Here is a 16,785-nt window from a genome sequence, read left to right on the forward strand (position 1 = left end):
CGTTTTAATTCGATCAATGCCGCATCAATCGTCGTTCGGCAAGGTCACTATGGAAGCCAGAGGGACAGCATAACAATCAGTACTTCGGTGGCGTGGGGGTAAGGCTTTTACCGAAAAACGCCTGTTTAGGCGGTTTTTGTAGTCATGTATGACGTATGACCCTGGGCCAACCACGAGCGTGAAAATCCGTTCCGGAAACGCCGCAAGTTGGGTGTGACACCACTCGGCGCATGAAAACAAGCGTTTTATCATGACCTTGTGCGCGTGTAGCCCGGATATCCGCGCAGCGGCGAGCGATCCCGACCGGCCATGAAGGCGACAACACCTCTACGACCTTGGTCGAGAGGGAGCTAGCCGATTTTCAAGCGTCGTGACGGAATTTTCCTACGCTGTGGCGCGATATCGCCCTGCCGGCAACGTCTTGGGGCCAACATCGGCACGATATGGGTGACGACATGGGTTAACTGCGGGCGCGAGCATCTGTGAGAAGAGTCTCTAGCGGCGGGAGAGCGCCCCTCGGCCTGTCGAGGGGCGCTGGCAGGGGTCAGGCGTCGGCCGTGGCGATCTCGAGCCCTTCCCGGGTGACTTCGGCCACCAGTTCCAGCTCCTCGTCGCTGATCACATAGGGGGGCATCCAGTAGATGACATTGCCCAGCGGGCGCAGCATCACGCCGCGCGAGATGGCGTGGCGGAAGACCCGCAGACCGCGCCGCTCGCGGAAGTCGTAGGGGGTGAGGCTGGACTTCTCCTTGACCATCTCGATCGCCAGTACCATGCCGGTCTGGCGCACATCGCCGACATGCGGGTGGTCACGCAGCGGCTCCGCCAAGCGACCCATCAGCGCTGCCTTGCCACGGTTGGCGGTAATCACGTCGTCCTGCTCGAAGATATCGAGGGTGGCCAGGGCGGCGGCACAGGCAAGCGGGTTGCCAGTGTAGCTGTGGGAGTGCAGAAACGCCTTCAGCGTCTCGTAGTCGTCGTAGAAGGCGGCATAGATCTCGTCGGTGGTCATGACGACCGAGAGCGGCAGGTAACCGCCGGTCAGCGCCTTGGAGAGACACAGGAAGTCCGGCCGCACGCCGGCCTGTTCGCAGGCGAAGAGCGTACCGGTACGCCCGAAGCCGACCGCGATCTCGTCGAAGATCAGCTGCACACCATGGCGGTCGCAGGCCTCGCGCAGCCAGGTGAGATACTCCGGCGGGTACATGCGCATGCCGCCGGCGCACTGGATCAGCGGCTCGACGATCACCGCCGCCAGCTCGTCGGCGTGGCGCGCCAGCGCCTGTTCCATCTCGGCGAAACGCGCCCTGGCCTGCTCGACCCACTGCTCCCTCGGCAGCCCGAAGCCATCCGGTGCGGCCACCTTGATTACATCCAGCAGCAGCGAGCGGTAGGTATCGGTGTAGAGCCCGACATCCCCCACCGCCAGCGCGCCCAGGGTCTCGCCGTGGTAGCCGTTGGTGATGGTGAGAAAGCGCCGCTTCTGCGGCTGCCCGACGTTGCGCCAGTAGTGGTAGCTCATCTTGAGCGCCACCTCGATCGCCGAGGAGCCGTTGTCAGCGTAGAAGCAGTGCCCCAGCCCTTCGGGAGCGAGCCGACCCAGGCGCTCGGAGAGTTCGATCACCGGCTGATGGGTGAAGCCGGAGAGAATCACGTGCTCGAGTTCGTCGAGCTGTGACTTGATGCGCGCGTTGATGCGCGGGTTGGCGTGGCCGAAGACGTTGACCCACCAGGAGCTGACGATATCGAGATAGCGCTGCCCCTCGAAATCCTCCAGCCATACGCCCCTCCCACGCCGGATCGGCACTACAGGCAGCGTCTCGTGGTCTTTCATCTGCGTGCACGGGTGCCAGAGGCTGGCCAGATCCCGCTGCATCCAATCGCTGTTACGGTTCATGTGTCTTCTCTTGCGGAGTGAAGCCTTGCCGCCCCCGCCCACGCCGTTCGCTCAGCTCAGGCTGCCGAGCAGCGCGTCGAGGTCGAGCAGGTCGGCGGTGGTCTCGGCGTCCGGGCTCTCCAGCCAGGGCACCACGCCCAGACAGGGAGCGCCGCCGTACTCGCCGAGCCAGTGCGCCAGCGCATCGAGGTTCTCCTCCATGCGCGGGGTATCGGGTTCGAGAATGTTGGCGACCCAGCCGGCCACCTTCACGCCATCGCGCTGGATCGCCTCCAGCGTCAACCGGGCGTGGTTGATCGCGCCCAGACGCACGCCGACCACCAGCACCACGGGCAGATCCAGCGCGATCACCAGGTCGGAGATCGACTCGCGCTCGTTGAGCGGCACCCGCCAGCCGCCAGCCCCTTCGATGATGGTGACATCGGCGCCACGGGAGAGCAGCGCGCGCATCGGCTCGGCCAGCATCGAAACGCCCAGTGCGATACCCGCCTCACGGGCGGCGATATGCGGGGCAATCGCCGGCGCCAGGGCGACCGGGTTGACGCTGTCGTAGTCGAGCGCCGGGCTGCACTCGGCCAGGATGGTGGTGGCGTCGCTGTTCCTGAGCCCTTCGCTGGTCTGGTCGCAGCCGGAGGCGACCGGTTTGCCGCCGATGACGCTCAGGCCACGCCGGCGTGCGGCGGCCATCAGGCCGGCGGTAATGAAGGTCTTGCCGACTTCGGTATCGGTACCGGTGACGAATAGTGCTTGCATGGGGTCTTCCTCCGCTTCAACGCTGCATCACGACAGTTGCCACACGATAACTGATCGGGATGCCGGCCGGTCTTCGGTATTCTTCGAATGCGGCCTCGAGCCGGGCCAGGCGCTCACGCCCGGTCAGTCCGCGGGGTGGTGTGTGAGCGGAGGGAGCGGTCTCGGCGATCACCGTGTTGGCGCCAATCGCCTTGAGCGCCTGTCGCGCCGCGGCCAGATCGGGATACCAGCAGCGTCGGGTGGCGACGTCATGCAGCCGGCAGCGCCAGCCGGGGCGGGCCAGCGTCTCGGCCAGCGTCTCCTCCGGCAGGAAGCGGTTGACGTGGGCGCGCCCATCGACCGCCCGCCAGGCGCCCTGCCACTCGTGCAGGCTGCCGTGGCACAGGGTAGTGAAGGCGAGATGACCGCCGGGGCGCAGCACCCGCCAGGCCTCGTCGAGCGCCGCCGCCAGCGAGTCGCACCACTGCAGGGCGAGGCTGGAGGCGATCAGATCGACACTGCCCGCCGCCAGCGGCAGCCGTTCGGCGGCGCCCGCGAGCCAGCGGATCGCCAGCTCAGTGTGGCTGCACCGCGCGGTGGAGAGCATCCCTGGGGCCAGATCCAGCCCCAGGGTGGTAGTACCAAAGCGCCGCGCCAGGGCAGCGGTGACATAGCCGGTGCCGCAACCGATATCGAGCACCGTCGTCGGGCGGCACTCCGCGGGCAATTGCGCCAGCAGCGCGTCAGCCACCTCACGCTGCAGCCCCGCCGCGGCGTCGTAGCTGCTCGCGGCGCGGGAAAAACCACTGGCGATACGCCGCTGGCGCGCCAGTCTGGGGGCATCCACCAGCGCACTCATGGCTGGCCCCCGGCATCGGCGCGTTCGGCCCGACTCGAGGTGATGAAGGTCGCGATCCGCTCGGCAGTCTCGGTGGCACGCGCCAGCGGGAAGGCGTGGCCCGCCGCCGCGATCCGCTCGGCACGGCCAGACGCCGGCAGGCATTCAGCGACGGCATCGCAGGCGGCAACGGGCACCAGCGCATCATCGGCCGCGAACAGATGCAGCTGGGGCACGCTCAGTTGCCCCAGTCGCGTGCGCAGATCCAGCGCCTCGAGCAGCGCAAGCCCTGCCAGCGCCTGATCTGGCGGCGTCTGCGCACCGACGGCGGCGAGCTCTCGGGCCGAGCGGACACGCCGCGGCCGTTGGGTCTCACCGCCCTGGACGACCAGTTGGGCAAAGCGTCCGAGGGTCCGCGCCGGCGCCTGCTGATAATCCTGGCGGAAGGCGTCGAAGGTCTCCGCCGCCATTGCGGTTTGCCAGCCCGACCGCGCCACGAAGCAGGCGTTGGCAGCGAGCGAAATCAGCCCGGGCGTACGCGCACCACGCCTTGCTGCCAGCGCGGTGGCGAGCATGCCGCCCAGTGACCAGCCGCACAGCCAGGCGCCATCCGGCAGCGCACGCTCGAGCGCGGCAAGCCAGGTATCGACGTCGTGACCAGCCAGCCGCCCACCCTCGGGGGCGTCAAGCGTGGCGTAGTCGAGTAGCGTGATCTCCCAGCCGGGCAGACGCTGACCCAGTGCGCTCGCCAGCGGCTCGAGCGGCGTTACGCCCAACGCCCAGCCGGGCAGAATCACCAACTGCCGGGAATCGTGCCGATCGGCTGCCTGCGGGTCAGTCAGACCCGAGTCAGCCGGGTGTGAATCAGAGAGATGTCGATCAGCACACTGGCGGGCCGCGAGCGTCATGCCGGTGCCCTCTGCGGCATCGCCGCCCCACCCTGCCCGATGACCTGACGCGCGGCGCCGTAGAGCGCCTCGCACAGGCGGTCGACATCGGCCAGCTCATGGGCCGCGCTCAGGGTGATGCGCAGGCGCGAGCTACCCACCGGTACCGTCGGCGGGCGAATCGCGCTGCACCAGATAGCGCGCGCTTCCAGCGCCTGGGCCAACGCCAGCGCCGTGGCCTCGTTGGCCCCCTCGCCGTGCTGCGTGATCAGCAGCGGCTGGATCGGTGTCATCGACGGCATCGGCGACAGACCGACCTCGGCAAGCCCGGCGCCGTGCTGGCGAAAGCGCGCGACCAGTGCCTGCAGATGGTCACGGCGCTCCGGCTCGTCGCGCACGATGTCCAGGCTGGTCAAGGTGGCCCAGGCCAGGGCCGGCGAGAGACTGGTGGTGTAGACATAGGGCCGGGCGAACTGGATCAGCGCCTCGATCAGCGTCTCGCTACCGGCGACGAAGGCGCCATGGGTACCCAGCGCCTTGCCCAGGGTGCCGACCAGGATCGGCACTCGCCCCGGTGCCAGCCCCTGGGCGTCGCAGGTCCCCGCCCCGCGCTCGCCCAGCACGCCGAGGCCGTGGGCATCGTCGATCATCAGCCAGGCGTCGTGGCGCTCGCAGTGGGTCGCCAGCGCGTTCAGGTCGGCGCAGTCGCCATCCATACTGAAGACGCCGTCGCTGATCACCAGCCGGCGGCGCTCACTGTCGAGCGCTGCCAGACGCGCCTCGCAGGCCGCAGCATCGCCATGCGCGAAGCGCTCTAGCCGGGCCCCGGCGAGGCGCGTGCCATCGAGCAGCGAGGCGTGATTCAGGCGGTCATGCAGGGCGATGTCGCCGCGCCCCAGCAGCGCCGAGATCACACCGAGATTGGCTTGATAGCCGCTGGAGAAGAGCAGCGCCCGCTCGCAGCCGGTCCAGGCCGCCAGCCGCCGCTCCAGCATCTCGTGGGCCTCGCTATGGCCACACACCAAATGCGAGGCGCCGCCGCCGACGCCGAAGCGCCGGGCACCTTCCGCCAGCGCGTCGGCCAGCCGCGGGTCGCCGGCCAGTCCCAGGTAGTCGTTGCTGCAGACGTTGAGCCAGTCGCGGCCGTCGCGATGTACCCGCGGCCCCACGCCTCGGGTGGTGTGACGCTGGCGGTAGCGAACGCGGGCGCGCTGCTCGGCCAGACGCGGCGCCAGCGCCGCTTCGAGTGACTCGGCGCCGCGCATCAGACGTCCGCGGCCGCGCCGCTGGCGGCACGCCGAGGCACGCTGGCATCCGTGGTCAGTGCATCCAGCCGGGCACGCATCATTTGCGCTTGCAGCGCTGCCTCCTGGGCGGCGTCATCGGCCTCTTCACGCTGTTCTGGGTGAAGCCCGAGCCGGGCGAACAGCTGCTTGTCATGACTCGCCTGCGGGTTCTGGGCAGTGAGCAGACGCTCGCCGTAGAAGATCGAGTTGGCGCCGGCGAAGAAGGCCATCGCCTGGGTCTCATCGCTCATCAGCTCGCGCCCCGCCGCCAGGCGCACGTGGGAGCGCGGCATCAGAATGCGCGCCACCGCGATGGTGCGGATGAAATCGAGCGGATCGAGATCCTCCACGTGTTCCAGCGGCGTCCCCTGGATGCGGATCAGCATGTTGATCGGCACGCTCTCCGGGTGGGTCGGCAGATTGGCCAGTTGCTGCAGCAGGCCGGCGCGGTCGTTGACGCTCTCGCCCATGCCGAGAATGCCACCGCTGCAGATCTTCATGCCTGCCTGGCGCACGTGATCCAGCGTCTCCAGACGATCGGCGTAGGTGCGGGTGGTGATGATCTCGCCGTAGTACTCCGGCGAGGTGTCCAGATTGTGGTTGTAGTAGTCGAGACCGGCATCATTGAGCTGCTCGGCCTGCTCACGGCTGAGCATGCCCAACGTCATGCAGGTCTCCAGCCCCAGCGCACGCACGCCCTTGACCATCTCCAGCACGTAGGGCATGTCCTTGGCGCTGGGGTGCTTCCACGCCGCACCCATGCAGAAGCGGCTGGCGCCTACCGTCTTGGCCCGGCGCGCCTGTTCGAGCACCGCCTCGACCTGGAGCAGCTTCTCGCGCTCCAGCCCGGTGTTGTAGTGGCCGGACTGCGGGCAGTACTTGCAATCTTCGGGGCAGGCGCCGGTCTTGATCGAGAGCAGCGTGGAAATCTGCACCGCGTTGGGATCGAAGTGCTCGCGGTGCACGCCCTGCGCTCGGAACAGCAGATCGTTGAACGGCAGCGCCAGCAGCGCTTCGATCTCGCTTCGCTGCCAGTCGTGGCGGGTCACGGAAGCCGCAGACGCGGTGCGGGTATCTGGGGTGGCAGTCATCGGTGTCAACTCATCCATACCTCACGGGTTGACAGAATGGTGCCATGACCCATGGTCAACCTCAAGCCAAGGCCAAGTTGACCGTGCATGTCTTTCCCTTCGCGAGCGGCGTTCGTTCCTATGATTTGTCTGAAAAATGCCTGGCGCGCTTCAGCGCTGCCACAGCACCCGTGGCTCCTCCAGCGGTAGCGCCACGGCGGCGTGCCAGGGCCTGACCCGGATGGTGTACGCCTCAGCCGGCCGGTTGGACTCGATCTCGACGACGAACGCGCAGGCGTCCGGTGTCGCCCCGGGCACGGCGTGCATCTGGTGGCAGGCGGACGGCTGATCAGCGCCGGCATCGGCGTAGAGTTCGACACGCACATCCTCCGGAGTGAGCCCGCCCAGATGCAACCAGGTCTGAAAACGGTGACCGCCCGCGTGGGTGTCGACATGGCTGGCGCCGAAACGCAGCGCCGGCCAGGCCTGCTCGATGGCGTGGTGCCAGGCGGCGATCTCGCGCCCTAGCTCACCGGCACCGGCGGCGCGCTGCCGATAGGCCTCGGCCGCCGGCCGGTAGTAGCGCTGGTAGTAGTCGCGCAGGGTGCGGCTGACCGAAAAGCGCGGGGTCAGGCTGCTCATGCTGGCGCGCATGCGTTCGACCCAGGCCTGGGGGATGCCCTGCTCGTCACGCTCGAAGAAGGTCGGCACGATCGCCTGTTCGAGCAGATCGTAGAGCGCCAGCGCCTGGGTCGCATCCCAGCCGGGATCGTCACCGTGCTCCTGCTCGTCACCCAGCGCCCAGCCCACTTCCGGGCGGTAGGCCTCGACCCACCAGCCGTCGAGTTCGGAGAGATTGAGCCCGCCGTTGACCAGGATCTTCATGCCGCTGGTGCCGCACGCCTCCCACGGCCGGCGCGGAGTGTTGATCCATACATCCACGCCGCGCACCAGCTCCTGGGTCAGACGCATGTCGTAGTCGGCCAGGAAGATGACCCGGCCGCGCACGTCGTCGCGGCGCGAGAACGCCACCCACTGCTGGATCATCGCCTGGCCTTCGCGATCCGCGGGGTGGGCCTTGCCGGCCACCAGCAGCTGCACCGGCCGCACCGGGTCGGCGAGCAGCCGCGCCAGCCGCTCGGGGTCGTGCAGCAGCAGGTTGGGTCGCTTGTAGGTGGCAAAGCGCCGGGCGAAGCCCAGGGTCAGCGCATGGGGGTCGAGCACGTGCCGCGCGCGCTCGGTGAGCTCGGCGCTGCCGCCGGAGACCGCCACCTGGCGCGCCAGCAGCTCACGGGCGTAGCTCACCAACTGGGCGCTGGAGGTCTTGCGCAGTTGCCACAACCGCGCCGCCGGCACCTTGGCCATGGCGCTGCTGAGTTCGCCCTCGCCAGCCAGCCAGTGGGGCTGACCGCAGAAGTGGGTCCACAACGCTTCCGCCGCCGGTGACGCCCAGGTCGGCATATGCACCCCGTTGGTGACGTGCCCGATCGGCACCTCGGATGTTGGCCAGCGCGCAAACAGCGGGCGAAAGATCTCCCGCGAGACCTGCTCGTGGAGCAGACTCACCGCGTTGACCGCATGACAGCCGCGACACGCCAGATAGGCCATATTGAAGCGCTCGCCGGCGTCCTGGGGGTTGCTGCGCCCCAGCGCCAGCAGCGCCTCGATGTCGATGCCCAGGCGCTGCTCGGCGTAGGCTTCGAGATAGCGCACGATCAGATTGGGTGAAAAGCGATCGAAGCCCGCCTCCACCGCGGTATGGGTGGTGAACAGGTTGCCCGCACGGGTGATGGCGAAGGCGACCTCGAACGGCTCGCCGGTAAGCTCCATGCGAGCCCGCGCGCGTTCGAGCACCACCAGCGCGGCGTGGCCTTCGTTGAGATGGCACACCTGCGGCGTGATCCCCAGCCGCTCCAGCAGCTGCCAGCCGCCGATGCCGAGTAGCATCTCCTGGCGCAGGCGCATCTCCTCGTCGCCGCCGTAGAGCTCGCTGGTGATACCGCGGTAGGCGGGATAGTTGGCGATGTCGTTGCTGTCGAGCAGATAGAGCTTGGTGTTCCCCACCCGCGCTTCCCATACCTGCAGCCAGATCGCGTAGCCCGGCAGCGAGACTTCGATACGCAGCCACTCGCCGTCGGCGGTGCGTACCGGCGAAATCGGCAGCTGGCCCGGGTCGTTGTAGGGATAGAGCGCCTGCTGCCGGCCCTGGGCATCGAGGGTCTGGCGGAAGTAGCCGCGCTGATAGAGCAGCCCGATGCCGACCACCGGCAGATGGAAATCGCTGGCCGCCTTGAGCTGGTCGCCGGCGACGTTGCCAAGCCCGCCGGAGTAGATCGGCAGCGCTTCGCTGAGCATGAACTCCATGCTGAAGTAGGCAATGGTGAAGGGATCGCTATCACTGCCCAGGGGCGAGGCGGCGTGATGGGTCGCCTGACGGTGCCGCGCCTCGATCAGCGCCTGCAGCTGCTGGGCATTCTCGGCGTTGGAAAGAAAGGTGCGCAGGCGTTCGAGCGAGGCCGCCTGGAGCACTGCCCAGGGGTTGTGGGTCAGCTCCCACAGCCGCCGGTCCAGCGCACGCCAGATCCAGTCGGTCTCCTGGTGCCAGGTGCAGCTCAGGTCGAGCGCCAGTTCGGCGAGATGGGCGTAGCCGGGCACGCCGCGCGCGGCGGCATCGTCACGGGAGGACATCGCATTACCTCGTGGCAGGCATTGACGAAAAACGCGGGCACCCAGCGGCGGCCGGGTACGTGACCCACAGGCAGCATATACCCAAATCGCCGGGGGCAGGAACGTCGCATGCCGCCCCCCGGCCACCCTCCCACCGGCACCGGCACCGGCACCGGCGCGACATCGATGGCACTATCCGCTGCGCCATATCGATACGGGTCGCACCTGTTCTGCGCGATGACGCACCTGAAACAGTCGTCGCGGCGTTCGCGCTTACGATGACTCGACAACCAACACCATCGAGCGATACGCCCATGAGCTACACCGTTGCGATCGTCTTAAGCCTCGTCGGCTATTTTCTGATCGGCCACTGGGCCGGGCGCCGCGTCAAGCATCTCGACGACTATCTCGTCGCCGGCCGCAATGCGCCCACTTTCCTGATCCTCGGCACCCTGGTGGCGAGCTATCTCAGTACCAGCGCCTTTCTCGGCGAGACCGGCTTCGCCTATGCGGGCTACCCCTTCGTGATGCTGATCTTCGCCGCCATCAGCACCTCGGGCTGCCTGCTGGGTGCGCTGGCCTTCGGCCGCTATCTGCGCCGCAGCGAAGCGCTCACGGTGCCGGAGTTTTTCGGCAAGCGCTTCGCCTCGCGCCGGGTGCAGCGTATCGCCGGGCTCACCACGGTGATCGGCCTGGGTGCCTATCTGCTCGGCGTCATGCAGGGCGCGGGGATCATGTTCGAGGAGCTGACCGGGCTGCCCTACTGGCTCGGCCTGCTGCTGGTCTGGCTCACCTTCACCGGCTTCATTCTCTACTCGGGCTCGCCCGGCGTGGTGCTCACCGATACCGTGATGTTCGTGATCTTCTCGCTGGCCGCGGTCGGTGGCTCGCTCTATATCATCACCGACCTGGGCGGCTGGCAGGGAGTGATCGGCGGGCTGCTGGCGCAGACTGACAAGCCGGGTATCGCCCTGTGGCACGGCATGCTCCAGGGCGATGATGCCGCCTTCGCGACCCCGGGCGAGTCCGCCACCTGGGGCATCACCCTGGGGCTGGTGTGGGCCGCAGTGCTGGCCGCGAGCCCGTGGCAGTCCAGCCGCTATCTGATGGCGCGCAACGAGCACGTGGTGATGCGTTCGGCGATGCTCACCGCCGTGGCGCTGGCGATCTTCTATGCGCTGATGATGCTCACCGGCGCGGCGATCAACCTCTACACGCCGACGCTCGACGCCGAGCGTTCGATGGTGTGGGCGGCGCTCAACGTGCTGCCGATGTGGCTGGGCATGGTCATCCTGACCGGCGTCTTCGCCGCCGGCCTCTCCTCCTGCTCGACCTTTCTCTCGATCATCGGCTTCAGTATCGCCAACGATATCCTCCCCGCCTCGCGCAGCGGCGCTGCCGCCATGCGCACCAGCCGCATCGCGGTGCTCGTCTCGGGGCTGGTGACCCTGGTGCTGGCACTGTTCCAGCCGCCCGCGGTGATGGCGGTGGTGTGGTTCGCGGCGACGCTGTTCGCCTCCTCCTGGGGGCCGGTGGCGCTGATGAGCATCTGGAGCCGGCGCATCACCGCCGCCGGCGCGGCCTGGGGGCTGAGCGTCGGCTTTCTCGGCAACCTGCTGCTCTCGCTGGCGCTGCAGGCAGAGTGGCTCACGCTGCCGGTCTATCTGCATCCGGTGGTCGTCAGCACCGTGGCCGCCCTGGTCGCGATCGTGATCGCCTCGCGCCTGACGCAGGTCAGTCAGGCGGAGCGGGAGTATCTGGCCAGCCTGCACCAGCCTGGCGAGACGCCCGCGCCGAGCACCGAGTCGGGCACCCGCGGCATCTCCATCGTCACCATGCTGGCGGGGGTGGCGATCGGCGCCTTCCTGTGGCTGCAGTACGCCGACACCCTCGCCGGCTATGCCGCCGACTACGGCCTCTCGCGCTCGGCCACGCTGGGCGCCTACGCGCTGGCCCTGGGCTGCGGTGCCATGCTGCTGGTGGCCGGCGCGGTGGGATATCGGGTCGCCGGGGTGCACGGCAGCGCACGCCTGGCCGCCGCCCAAGGCAACGCCTAGCCGGGCAGGCGATACCCGACGACGTCAGGGAGCCCGAGCATGATGGTCGGGCAGATCACTCAAGGAGAGAACAGCATGGTGACTTGGGCCCCTCAGGGGCATGCCCGCGGCGTAGCACTGGCCTTCGGCGGCATCGTGGTACTCAGCTTCGACAGTCTGCTGGTACGCCTGGCCGATAGCGATGGCTGGAATATCGCGTTCTGGCGCGGGACACTGATGGCCCTGGTGGTGGGGCTGTGTTACTGCCAGCGCCGGCGCCTGGCCACGCTCAACGCCCATCGCGGTGCTGCGCTGGCCTCTTCGGCGCTGCTCGCCGCCATCTCGCTGCTGTTCGTGATGGCGGTGGTGCACACGCGGGTGGCCAACGTGGTGGTGATCCTGAGCACCGCGCCACTCTTCGCCGCCCTGCTGACACGCTTCGTGCTGCGCGAACCGGTGGCAGGGCGCACCTGGCTGGCGATCGGCCTGGCGATGCTCGGCCTGGTGATCGTCTTCGCCGGCTCCCTCGGCGGCGACGGCCTGCTGGGCGATCTCTACGCCCTCGCCTCGGCACTGGCGGTGGGTGCCAACCTGACCCTGCTGCGCCGCTACCCCACCCTCGACCGGCTGCCGCTGATCGCCGGCGGCGGCGTGCTCACCGCCCTCGCCGCCTGGCCAATGGCAACGCCGCTGGCACTGGATACCCAGAGCTACGTGGTGCTCGGGCTCATGGGGCTGTTGCAGATGCCGCTGGCCACGGCGCTGATCAATATCGCCACCCGCTACCTGCCCTCCGCCGAGGTGGCGCTGTTCTATCTGGTCGAGGCGATTCTCGGCACCCTCTGGGTCTGGTGGCTGCTCGGCGAAGATCCGCCCAGCGCCACACTCTACGGCGGCACGCTCACCATCCTGACCCTGATGGCCAACGCCTGGCTGGGCATGCGTGCCCGGCCCGCCCGCCGATGTCGCTGAAAAACGCCACCGGCGGTCGGGAGCACCGCTAGAGCGCCTGGCGGATGCCCGGACGCCCCAACTGCGCCACCATCCACGGGCTGAACACGCAGGGCGTGGCGGCCTGGGCGGCGATCAGATCCTCCGCCGACACCCACTGCCACGCCATCACCTCATCGGGATTGGGCGCCAGCGACGAGCTGGCGCGGGCCCGGAACACCGGGCAGTACTCGTTCTCGACCACCCCGCTATCGTCGCGGGCACGATAGCGGAACTCGCTATCCAGCAGCACGATCTCGGTCAGCGTCACGCCCAGCTCGAAATGGGCTCGCCTTGCCACCGCGGCCTCCAGCGCCTCGCCGGGTAGCGGATGCCCACAGAAGGCGTTGGACCAGACGCCGGGCCAGGCGCGCTTGGTCAGCGCCCGACGGGTGATCAGCACCCGCCCCTCGGCATCGAGCAGGTAGCAGGAGAAGCCCAGGTGCAGTGGCGTATCGGCGTCATGCACGAGCGCCTTGTCGCGGCTGCCGATGGGGCGGTGCGCTTCGTCCAGCAGAACGACCTCTTCGACAGGCATAGGGGGCTCCCGCACGGATGATGATTGATAACGGAGAAAACAGATCGAACACGCCAGGCCCGGCGGCACGAAGGAGTCGAAACATCTTGCCTCAGCGCAGGACGATAGCGCCCGGCATCAACGCTCAAGGGCCAGAAAAAGGCACAAAAAAAAGAGTCTGACGTAAACATCAGAACTCTTGAGATCAGCTATGCCAGACGTGCTGTCGTCTACGGTCTTCGCACCCCGTAAGTCCCTGGCTGCAGCCTTCCCGGCTGCCTTCCCTGCGACACCCCCTATCCTTGGGGTGCGCTCACGGTACGCGCTATTCGAAGCGATAGATAGCGAAAACCAAATTATATTTCGATGACACCTGCGATGGCATCCGAGCGAGCCTGCCCACGGCTGCACGAGGCGCAGCCGATGGTCGCATCCAGCGCCTGGCGTGGCCTCAGCGAGACACTGAACAAAGCCATCGCCGCCGCTCATGACGCGCGACAGCAATACCGTTCAGTGCCATCGCCAGCTAGGACAAGATCATCGAAAAATAGCCCCCGATCAGGGCCAACACCGTCGTCAGCGCGTAACTCACGGGATAAGGCACGGCCGCCACCGAGCTCCCCGACTCCTCGATGATCGCGTTCAGCCCGGGCGTACTGTTTCGCCCACCCGTGGCAGCACCGTCGGCGATAATCGAATTGAGTCCGAAAAACTTGAACCCGACCCAGAAGGCAATCAACGGAGGAATCAAGGCCCCCAGCGTGCCGATGAGCGCCAGCCAGACCAAGGTGTCGCCACCCAGTGCGGTGATGACTTTAGGCCCGACGTTCGCGGATAACACCACGACGAAGGCATTCAGCCCGAAGTCCTGGAGAAAACTGCGAGCCCCCTCATGGACCGGCCCGCCGAACTCTGGGTTGCGACTGCGGAAGTAGCTGACGCCCACGCCAGCCAGAATGCACCCTGCCGACGTCCCCAATGAGAATGGGATACCCGAGATGGTCACACTCACAATGCCCACCAGATACCCTACCAGCATGGCCAGCGAGAGATAGAGAACCTCGGATTTCAGGGTCGGCAGGATCGCACGTCCGCCCAGGGTCTTGGCCGCCGCCTTGATCGCCACGTCAGGCCCGGTCAGACGTATCACGTCACCGAACAGCACGACGCTAGCCGGCCCCAGCGGTAGTTCATTACCGGCCCTGAACAGCGCCTGTACCGTCACCCCGCCCGTTCCGCGACTCTCCAGCTCCTGCAGTGTCTTCCCGGAGAGCGCATGGGAGCCGACGTGGATATCGGCCACTTCCAGAGGCACATTGCGGGCCAGCGCTTCATCGGCCTCCGGGCCTATCAACTCCCCCTCTTCAAGGATCAAGTCGTGCACATTCCCACGCACCGTCACGATATCGTTCTTCTCGAGCACCAGATCATCGGATAACTCTAGAACCTGATGGTCTCTCACGACACGCAGAATCGGTACCTGAGGATACTCCTTGGCAAGTTGCGCAAGACTCCGCCCGATGAGCTGCTGGTGAGTCACATAGAAGGCACGAAGATCGTAGGGTGAGAATCCCATGACCAGTGCGCCTGGCGCGCCTGGAACAGGATGGGTAGCACCGCCACTATATTCCCTCTCGGCCTGCTTCGCGTCTGCCTTGGCATCGCGCCCAAAGATCCGCGGCAGATACCGAATCAGCAGGATGATCCCGACGCTCGACAATACGTAGCTAATGGCATAAGCCGCCGCCATATTGGCGCCCACCTGCTCCACTGTCATACCGGCAGGGGGCGTATAGGCACCGCTCGACAGCGCGCTCTGGCCAACGCCGAGAATGGCCGTAATGGTATAGCTACCTGAAATCAATCCTGTCGCATACCCGGGTGCCAACCCGACCCAGGATGCGCCGAAGTAGCAAATGACCCAATTCAGCACCCAGACGATGACACCGACACCGACGAAGGCCAGCCCACCTTTTCGCAGACCCGAAAAAAATTGCGGCCCCACCTTCAAGCCCAATGCATACATGAACAACAAGAGCATGAAGGATGAGAGAACTCCGGGAATGGAGTAGGTAATGCCATAGACGGCTTCGGCCACCATCGAGATGATGACACCGACCAGCAATGAACCGGCGGTCGAGCCCAGAGAGACGCCCTTGACATCGAGCTTTCCGATCAGATTCCCCAGCGCCAGGGCGAGAAGAATAAACGCGATTGGCTGGTGTCCGAGCAGCGCGAAAAAACCGTGGATTCCACTTTCAGCGGTGGGCCTTACGCTATCGATGATGTGACCCACGGCGTGCCCTCCAGCGGAGGGCGCGCTTTCCTGGGCAACGGCGGTTTCGGTGAAAAGAAGGGCCAACAGGCCTGCGTAGCGAATCAGGATGCCTGGCGACGTTCGTCCGCGACGAGGTGTCTCAACCATGGTGGAACCCCGGTTTGGCCGTCGAATGGGGTACCGGGTTGTCCGATAGATGCTTGATCGCGCGCTTCATATCGTCGAGAAGCAGACGTGCCAGATCGCGACTCACCCCATGTCGGATCAAGATGCGCTGAACGACGGTTTCCTGACGATGCGAAGGCAGCGGATAAGAGGCTATCTGCCAACCGCGCATCCGCAAACGCTCCGACAGGTCATAGAGATTGAAGCCATGATCGGCATCGGTCAGCTTGTAAGCGACCGCCGGCAGTCCGCCATGGCCGTCGTAAACCATGTCGAAAGGCCCCAGCTTGGCGAGTGCCTTGCCCAACCACTGTGCCGTATCGGCGCAGGCTTGCTGAATCGCCGTATAGCCATCGCGTCCCAGGCGCAGGAAGTTATAGTACTGTGCGATGATTTCCCCACCGGGACGAGAGAAATTGAGCGCAAATGTCGGCATATTGCCGCCAAGGTAGTCGACGTAGAAAATCAGGTCTTCGGGCAGATCTTCTTTTGAGGCCCAGATGATCCAGCCCACGCCGAGTGGGGCCAGTCCATATTTGTGGCCCGAGGCATTGATGGAGCGCACCCGTTCGATCTGAAAATCCCATACCAGGTCACGCTGGATGAACGGCGCGATAAAACCACCGGATGCCGCATCGACATGAATCGGAATATCCAAACCCAGGTCGCGTTCGATGGCATCGAGCTCGCGCGCCAGGGCCTCGACGGGTTCGTAGACACCGGTGAACGTCACACCAAGCGTTGCCACAACCCCTATCGTGTTCTCATCACAGTATTGTCTAAGATCCGCCGGCTGTAGACCCAGCGCATCGCCTTCAAGCGGGACCTCTCTGATCTCGACATCGAAGTACCGCGCGAACTTCTTCCAGCAAATTTGAACGGGGCCGGTCACGATATTGGGCTTGCTCGTGTCCTGACCTGCGGCTTCGCGCCGCTGGCGCCATTTCCATTTGAACGCAAGCCCACCCAGCATGGCCGCTTCACTGGAGCCTGTGGTCGAACAACCTACCGTTTCCCAAGATTTCTGGGCGTGCCATAAATCGGCCAAAATATGGACGCAGCGATTCTCGATCTCCGCCGTCTGGGGATACTCGTCTTTGTCGATCATGTTTTTATCGACAGCATCCGACATCAACTGCTTGACCTCGTCCTCGACCCAGGTGGTACAGAAGGTCGCGAGATTCTGACGGGCGTTGCCATCGAGCAGCAGCTCGTCTCTGACGAGAGAGTAGGCAGCGTGGGGCTCGGTTCGGCCCTGCGGGATGCGAAATTTAGGCAGGCTTGCTTGCGATGTGTCGGTGGTATAAATATCGCCGATGATCGATTGGTCATCTGAGCCAAGATGATGAAGGGGCATACAGTTATCCTCGCGGTAGGTGAAAGATTCCCCTAAACGACCGCGTTCCGACGCCCCATCAGGCC

Annotated in this window: 12 protein-coding genes; 2 read left to right on the plus strand and 10 right to left on the minus strand. The window is 66.0% G+C overall.

Annotated features, from left to right (window positions below; all coding sequences use genetic code 11):
* Positions 1–544: 544 nt before the first annotated feature.
* From DOM67_RS02930 to glgP, 7 genes are all read right to left on the minus strand, one after another.
* Positions 545–1,897: an adenosylmethionine--8-amino-7-oxononanoate transaminase gene (locus DOM67_RS02930; RefSeq protein ID WP_110674181.1), complete on the minus strand. Its 1,353-nt coding sequence runs from the start codon at positions 1,895–1,897 to the stop codon at positions 545–547.
* 51 nt (positions 1,898–1,948) lie between these two features.
* The gene (gene bioD / locus DOM67_RS02935; RefSeq protein WP_110674182.1) at positions 1,949–2,650 is read right to left on the minus strand and encodes a dethiobiotin synthase; all 702 of its coding nucleotides are present in this window, start codon (positions 2,648–2,650) and stop codon (positions 1,949–1,951) included.
* A 16-nt stretch (positions 2,651–2,666) separates the two neighbouring features.
* Positions 2,667–3,488, minus strand: coding sequence for a malonyl-ACP O-methyltransferase BioC (bioC, locus tag DOM67_RS02940; RefSeq protein WP_110674183.1), 822 nt, complete (start codon positions 3,486–3,488; stop codon positions 2,667–2,669).
* Positions 3,485–4,264, minus strand: a complete 780-nt coding sequence (locus DOM67_RS02945) for an alpha/beta fold hydrolase (RefSeq protein WP_232825125.1) — start codon at positions 4,262–4,264, stop codon at positions 3,485–3,487. Before DOM67_RS02945 ends, bioC begins: the two co-directional genes overlap by 4 nt.
* Positions 4,265–4,371: 107 nt before the next feature.
* The gene (gene bioF, locus DOM67_RS02950; RefSeq protein WP_110674185.1) at positions 4,372–5,619 is read right to left on the minus strand and encodes an 8-amino-7-oxononanoate synthase; all 1,248 of its coding nucleotides are present in this window, start codon (positions 5,617–5,619) and stop codon (positions 4,372–4,374) included.
* Positions 5,619–6,731: a biotin synthase BioB gene (gene bioB, locus DOM67_RS02955; protein ID WP_110674186.1), complete on the minus strand. Its 1,113-nt coding sequence runs from the start codon at positions 6,729–6,731 to the stop codon at positions 5,619–5,621. The genes bioF and bioB overlap by 1 nt, the downstream gene beginning before the upstream one ends.
* 150 nt (positions 6,732–6,881) lie before the next feature.
* Positions 6,882–9,398, minus strand: a complete 2,517-nt coding sequence (gene glgP / locus DOM67_RS02960) for an alpha-glucan family phosphorylase (RefSeq protein ID WP_110674187.1) — start codon at positions 9,396–9,398, stop codon at positions 6,882–6,884.
* 293 nt (positions 9,399–9,691) lie between these two features.
* Here glgP and DOM67_RS02965 point away from each other — a divergent pair, with 293 nt between their 5' ends.
* Both DOM67_RS02965 and DOM67_RS02970 read left to right on the plus strand, forming a co-directional pair.
* Positions 9,692–11,434: a sodium:solute symporter family protein gene (locus tag DOM67_RS02965; protein ID WP_110674188.1), complete on the plus strand. Its 1,743-nt coding sequence runs from the start codon at positions 9,692–9,694 to the stop codon at positions 11,432–11,434.
* A 75-nt stretch (positions 11,435–11,509) separates the two neighbouring features.
* Positions 11,510–12,385, plus strand: a complete 876-nt coding sequence (locus tag DOM67_RS02970; RefSeq protein ID WP_110674189.1) for a DMT family transporter — start codon at positions 11,510–11,512, stop codon at positions 12,383–12,385.
* A gap of 28 nt (positions 12,386–12,413) precedes the next feature.
* Here DOM67_RS02970 and idi read toward each other — a convergent pair whose 3' ends face one another.
* The 3 genes from idi to DOM67_RS02985 all read right to left on the minus strand — a co-directional run bounded on the left by idi (position 12,414) and on the right by DOM67_RS02985 (position 16,720).
* Positions 12,414–12,941 carry an isopentenyl-diphosphate Delta-isomerase gene (gene idi / locus DOM67_RS02975; protein WP_110674190.1) on the minus strand — a complete coding sequence of 176 codons (528 nt, stop codon included), beginning with the start codon at positions 12,939–12,941 and terminating at the stop codon, positions 12,414–12,416.
* A 505-nt stretch (positions 12,942–13,446) separates the two neighbouring features.
* Positions 13,447–15,216 carry a transporter gene (locus tag DOM67_RS02980; protein ID WP_232825114.1) on the minus strand — a complete coding sequence of 590 codons (1,770 nt, stop codon included), beginning with the start codon at positions 15,214–15,216 and terminating at the stop codon, positions 13,447–13,449.
* 121 nt (positions 15,217–15,337) lie between these two features.
* Positions 15,338–16,720, minus strand: coding sequence for a glutamate decarboxylase (locus tag DOM67_RS02985; RefSeq protein WP_110674192.1), 1,383 nt, complete (start codon positions 16,718–16,720; stop codon positions 15,338–15,340).
* Positions 16,721–16,785: the final 65 nt, after the last annotated feature.

The organism is Salinicola sp. RZ23, from assembly GCF_003206675.1.
Classification (GTDB): domain Bacteria; phylum Pseudomonadota; class Gammaproteobacteria; order Pseudomonadales; family Halomonadaceae; genus Salinicola; species Salinicola endophyticus.